Genomic DNA, 5,626 nt, shown 5'->3' on the forward strand with positions numbered 1-5,626 from the left:
CCACTGTCACCGCCGCCACCGGAGTCACCGCCGCCCCAGCCGCCGCCACCACCGGAGTCACCGCCACCCCAGCCGCCGCCGTCGGCGCAGTCACCGGCGAGTTCGCACACCTGGTCCCAGCCGAAGTCCACGCCCCCACCGGTCGCGTTCGCCGACGACTCGCCGCCGGCCACCAGCACGGGAGAGTCGGAGGAGCCCCGCTCCACGGTGCGGTTCCCGGCACGACCCGCGTCCCGCATCCGCCGGGTGCCGTGCACGGCGCAGAACCGCAGTGCCGTGTCATGGTCCAGCGAGCGCCCGCGGCCCGTCGACAGCCGGTACCGATCGGCCGCCCGGCGCACCACCTCCCGCCCCGACTCCGTGATCGGCACGAGCTCGGGATCCTTACGCCCCAAGGGGTGGGCGTGCGCGGCGACCAGCGCGGGGGCGAGGCTCGTCGGCACACCCAGGGCCACGCCGAACGACAGCCCGGCGATCGCCCAGGCGTGCGGCGCGGCCTGGACGATCAGGGCCACGACGGAGACGGCCGCCAGCAGCCCACCGAGCAGTCGCAGCGCACCGAGCAGGTTCCTCGCCCGGCCCCGCCGGCCGGCCAGAGCGGTGACCTCCTCGGAGAGAGCCAACAGACCGCGCGAGGCCAGTCCCTCGCGCACCCGGTCGATCGCCCCGCTCCGGGCGACCCCGTGGATGAGTGCGTCGGGCGTCAGTGCGACCTTCCCGCGCCAGGCCCCCACGACCGCACGGCGGACCGGGTCCTTCTCACCGACGTAGGGCCGGTTCGCCCCGACCAGCGTGATCCCGCCACCGCTGCGTTGGACCCGAGCCCGGCCGGTGAGCAGGAGGTCCATCAAGGCGACCTGTACCACCCTCCCCCGCCCTCCGGACAGATAGGCCAGCTCCGTCGGTGGGATGGAGTCGGCCTCGGTGAATCCGGGGGAGGCCGGAACCCGATCGACGTGGTGGCGGAGCCCGCGGTCGACTCGCAGCAGGTCGACGGCCGTCAGGGCGCCCAAGAGCAGGCCCGGGGCCATTCCGAGGAGGGCGGGGAGCAACACGTGGTCGTCCAAGGCGGGGGACCTTTCAGGCCGCACGACCGCGTCAGGGGAACGGTCGTGGTGAAGGGGATCGAAGTGGGGAAAGCCGTTCTGGTGAGAGGGGCGGGCGGGCGAAACGGTTCCCGGTTCGCCGGCACCGACGGCGGAGTCGCTCGATGGTACAACCCAGAAGAAGGGAGAAGAAGGAGTCTTCGCAGGCGGGGCGGGCTCGGCGATGGCACTGAGGGGTAGCGCCGGAGAGGTCGAACCTCGGCCACGGTGAGAAGGGAGGTGCGGCCCTCCACCGGGTCGGACGACGACTCGGCCCACACCTTTGAGTCGCCACCTCCAAGAATGGGAGTGAGGAGTGCTCTTGGGGTCTACTCAAGAGAGCGAAGGTGATGGTGTGGCGACGGAGGACAACACTCGGTGAAGATCTTGCGCTCGAACCTGCCCGACGAGGTCTTCTTCGTCAGAGCTCGTGAGAGTGAACGTAGGCGAATACACCCTCTCGCCGACACGGGAAATGAGGCATGCGATCATGGGCGCCATGCAGAGTCGGATGGTCACTCGAGGAGTAAGGCGGTCGATGTCGGGGTCCGCCGAACCCGAACTCCACCGCACTTCTCAGCCACTCCCAGTAGACTTCGGTGCCGGTGTGGCCGATATGACCGTCAAGATCCCTGGCCACATCCGGCCAGAAGTCAGCGCGACCCACCGCCCCCGGACCGATAGTGGAGTGGTAGGAGTTCCCGGCACCCGTCTAGCGGGCCCTGACGGACCTCTGATCAGGTCCTTCACAAGCTCGTTGTGCGGCACCGGAGACGTACGCAACCCCCTCCCCCGACGAGGAGTCAACCCATGAACTTCACTCCCAAGTCCTGGGCCGACCTCGGCACCATGGTCAAGCCGACGGTCACCGCGTCCCAGGACACCGGTGCGGGCTTCGTCGAGTACGGAGCCATCATCGTCTTCGTTGGACTTGTCGCGGCGGCACTCTACGGAAGTGGCATCGGCGACACCATTATCCAGGGAATCACTTCGGCGGTCGGCAACATTTTCAACGGCGCCGGCAGTCCGGAATCCGCTCCGGTTCCCGCCCCCCTGCCCGAATCCACTCCGTAGAGCTGGTTCCGAGCACCCGGTCGCGCCCTTGGCCTCGAGCCAGAGGAACAGGAAAACTTTGATCCTCAAGAACACCACTGACCCCAAAAAGCGCACATCCCGTGGGTCCATTCTTGCCGCACTGATTCTTCTCACCTCTGGCTGCGTCACCTCTTCCGAAGCCCCCTCAGAGGAAGAGGGAGAACCCACACCCCCCGCCTCGGACCAGACCGACCAGAATCCGGAAGACCCGGATTCCGACGTACTCGCCTCGTCCACGAGCACGTCGACCGACATCGGGTCCGACCTGCGAATCGAGGTCCACGACCTCGAGAGACTCGAGAGCGATCTCCTGCGACTGCAATTAGGGATCACGAACGACTCGGAACAGTCTTTCGACCTCGGTTTCCTCATGGCGGAAACAAGCGATCATCTTTCCGGAAGCAATGTCAGCCTCGTTGACGAGATCAATCAGCAAAGGTACATCAGCTACGACCAGAGCAACGGGAACTGCTTCTGCAGCAGCCTGGAGGGGCCCGTGGAACCCGGCGGAACGGGTTCCCTGTGGGTGGCGTTTCCCGCACCTCCGGACGATCTCGATAAAATGACCGTTCTCACCCCCATCACGCCCCCGCTGGTCGACATCCCCATCAGCACCTCCACCGAGTCCATCGACAACGAGAACCTCGCCGAGCCACAGGTGCTCAGTCTCACGGCGATCTCGGACAGCCTGGAAGACGACCAGACCGGACGAACCGAGACGCCGGAAGAGGTCAGCATTCTGCTGTCCTCGGACGTGCTGTTCGCGACCAACAGCTCAGACCTCGGTGACGAGGCCCGGGAGATCCTGGAGCAGGTCGCCCAGGAGATCGACGATGCCAGCTCCACGACCGTCTCGGTCGACGGGTACGCCGACAACACGGGGAACGACTCCATCAACCTTCCCCTGTCCCGCGATCGGGCCGAGAGCGTCGAATCGGCCTTGGACGACCTCATCACGCGTGAGGGAGTCACTTTCGAAGTCGAGGGCCATGGATCCGCGGACCCGATCGCCGACAACGAGACGGACGAAGGCCGCGAGCGCAACCGTCGCGTCAGTGTGACGTTCGAGAAGTAGAGGGAAGTAGATGTTGAAACGACTCCGGTTCGCCCTTCTCACCGCACTCGTGGTCACCCTCCCGATCAGTGCCTCCTCCAGCGTGCTCGCCGCACCTCGCACAGATGATCTCGAGACACTCGGCACCGCTTCCTCGAACGAGGAGAGGAGCAATGGCTTCTCCGCCGAAGCGCACCTGGCAGAACGAGGCGAATCCGGCTCCTTCGTCTCCGTGACATGGAGCATCGAGAACATCGGGAATGCCGCGGCCTACTTCAACTGGCCCTCCGGCAGGTCCTACATGTACAGCAACCTCAATTATTTCTCCGGAGTCACGGTCACCTCCGACGACGGTGCGGCACGCCATCACCCCCTGATGGACGCGACCGGGAATTGTCTGTGCTCTGGAAATCTCTCCTTCGACTTCAAGGAACAGATCAACCCCGGCGAGCAGGTCGCCTACTGGTCCATGTACTCCGTCCCCGAGGACGTGGACACCGTGACGCTCGAGATCCCCGGGTTCGAGCCGATCGAGGACATCCCGATCTCCTGACCCTCCCCTGTCCACCCGAACTTCACTGGAGGCGGCGTTGTCCACCCCCCACCGCCCCGCACACGGGGACGCGCGACGGTCCTCACCGGCCGGGCCCACGCGCCGGCGCGACCGTCGGGCCCGTCCGTCGACGACGCGTCGGCGAGGCCACGTCCTGCGCCGACTCCGTCCTGTGGGCCCCGAGGACGGGGACCGCGGTGCGGGCCTGGTGGAGGTCGGAGTGGTCACCGTCTTCGCCGCGGCGATCATCACGCTGGTCTACCAGAGCGAGCTCAGCACGACGTTCAACAACGGGGTGCGGGACATGGTCTGTCTGGTCGGTGGACCCGAGTGCGGTGACCAGACCTGGGTGGACCACGACCGTCCGGACGCCCCCGAGGAGTACGAGTGGGGCGTGGGCAACAGCGACCACTCGGACAACCAGAACATCGCCATGCAGTCGGCCCGCGCTTATGGGTGGACCGACCAGGAGTGGACCTGCCTGGACGACATGTGGAGCCAGATGTCCGGGTGGGACCCTCAGTTGGTGGACCCGACGTACGGCACGCACGGCATCGCCGGCTTCAACCCCGCCGTGCACGGCCCCATGCCCGAGGGGTACCGGGAGAGCGCCTCGGTCCAGATCGACTGGGGCCTGGAGTACATCGAGAGCGCCCACGGCACCCCCTGCCAGGCGTGGTCCTACTGGCAGGGCACCAAGACGTACTGAACCCGACCTGAGCCCCGCGCGTGTTCGGGCGTCGGAGACGGGCACGACGACGGCCCTCGGCCCCGTGCCCGTTCCACGGCTCGGTGCGGTGTCCCACGCCCTGTTCGCTCGTACTGCTCTGCCGCGAGCCCACCCTTCGCGACCTGCGGTTTCTCATCCTGGCCGGATTCGGCCACAGGATGCCCCTTCTCAGCCACGACATTTCGCCTCAATTGCGGCAGAGTGTCCAGCGAAAGCAACGTTGCGTTGCTCGCCATGGAACATGAGATGTAGGGCGGCCACCACGCGTTTGCACGGTGGTCACACGAGTGCCCTACAGCTCCACGTCTCCACGGATCCACGGGTACCCCTCGTATCCGCACTCGGACCGCCCGACAGCGAGCCCCCGACGCGTCAGGAACCGGCTTGGACAACACACCGCACGACACGCCTACGACCATCGACGGCCCCTTCTGGGCCCGACGCTCGAACGGGCGCACGTCCCGAGACCAGACCCGACGCCCCTCCACCGGTGGCGGCGCCCCTTCCGGACTCCTGCATTCCCCCGCCCGGCGCGACCGGTGCGCAGGAGCCCGGCGGAACGGGGCCCGGCCGCGCGTACTCGCCGTTCGTGCTCCTTCTGCGGACGGCGCGGCGGTCCGACCTCTCACCCCCCAGGAGGTCGGGCCGCACCTTCGATCTCGCGGACTCGGCGCAGCCCCAGGGACGTCGCCCCCGCCGAGCAGCCTCGTATGACCAGGTCACCGCTGCGCAGGTGACCCCGGACCAGGAGACGGCGCCGAAGCGGGGGGCGGGCCCCGCCCGGAGGGCGCGATTCCGCAGCCTGGGGGTTCCCGACCCCGAAAGGTCGGTCGGGAACCGTTCCGGTCACGTGCCGGACGAGTCGGAATCCGCCACGCCGTCTCCGCCCCGTGCCCCCGCCCTCGGTCGGCATCTCTGACCGAGGGCGGGGGCACGGGTTCTTTCATCACGGGCACCGTCGCGGGCCGCGCATCGCGGCCCGACGCATGGCCGAGTGCCGTGTCCGCCCCGTCCCGCGCTCTCCTCCGCGTCTGTTCCCGTGTGGTGAACCCGGCCCGGGACGTGCCGACACGCGCCGTCGGCCCGACGGGGACGGCCCGACCCCACCC

Annotated in this window: 5 protein-coding genes; 4 read left to right on the forward strand and 1 reads right to left on the reverse strand. The window is 67.7% G+C overall.

The features are described from left to right. On the reverse strand, window positions 1-1,067 hold a 1,067-nt coding region (locus DSY14_RS26595), incomplete at its 3' end, for a TIGR04222 domain-containing membrane protein (RefSeq protein WP_211719359.1). Window positions 1,068-1,895: 828 nt separating this feature from the next. Here DSY14_RS26595 and DSY14_RS26600 point away from each other — a divergent pair. The 4 genes from DSY14_RS26600 to DSY14_RS26615 all read left to right on the forward strand — a co-directional run bounded on the left by DSY14_RS26600 (window position 1,896) and on the right by DSY14_RS26615 (window position 4,496). Further along, the gene (locus DSY14_RS26600) at window positions 1,896-2,159 is read left to right on the forward strand and encodes a hypothetical protein (protein WP_211719360.1); all 264 of its coding nucleotides are present in this window, start codon (window positions 1,896-1,898) and stop codon (window positions 2,157-2,159) included. 58 nt (window positions 2,160-2,217) lie between these two features. After that, window positions 2,218-3,255 (forward strand): OmpA family protein, encoded by a 1,038-nt coding sequence (locus DSY14_RS29070; protein ID WP_249188516.1) that lies wholly within the window; start codon window positions 2,218-2,220, stop codon window positions 3,253-3,255. 10 nt (window positions 3,256-3,265) lie between these two features. After that, window positions 3,266-3,787, forward strand: a complete 522-nt coding sequence (locus tag DSY14_RS29075) for a DUF4352 domain-containing protein (protein ID WP_249188517.1) — start codon at window positions 3,266-3,268, stop codon at window positions 3,785-3,787. Window positions 3,788-3,959: 172 nt separating this feature from the next. After that, the gene (locus DSY14_RS26615; RefSeq protein WP_307851344.1) at window positions 3,960-4,496 is read left to right on the forward strand and encodes a hypothetical protein; all 537 of its coding nucleotides are present in this window, start codon (window positions 3,960-3,962) and stop codon (window positions 4,494-4,496) included. Window positions 4,497-5,626: the final 1,130 nt, after the last annotated feature.

Source organism: Nocardiopsis sp. MG754419, assembly GCF_018207095.1.
GTDB lineage: Bacteria > Actinomycetota > Actinomycetes > Streptosporangiales > Streptosporangiaceae > Nocardiopsis.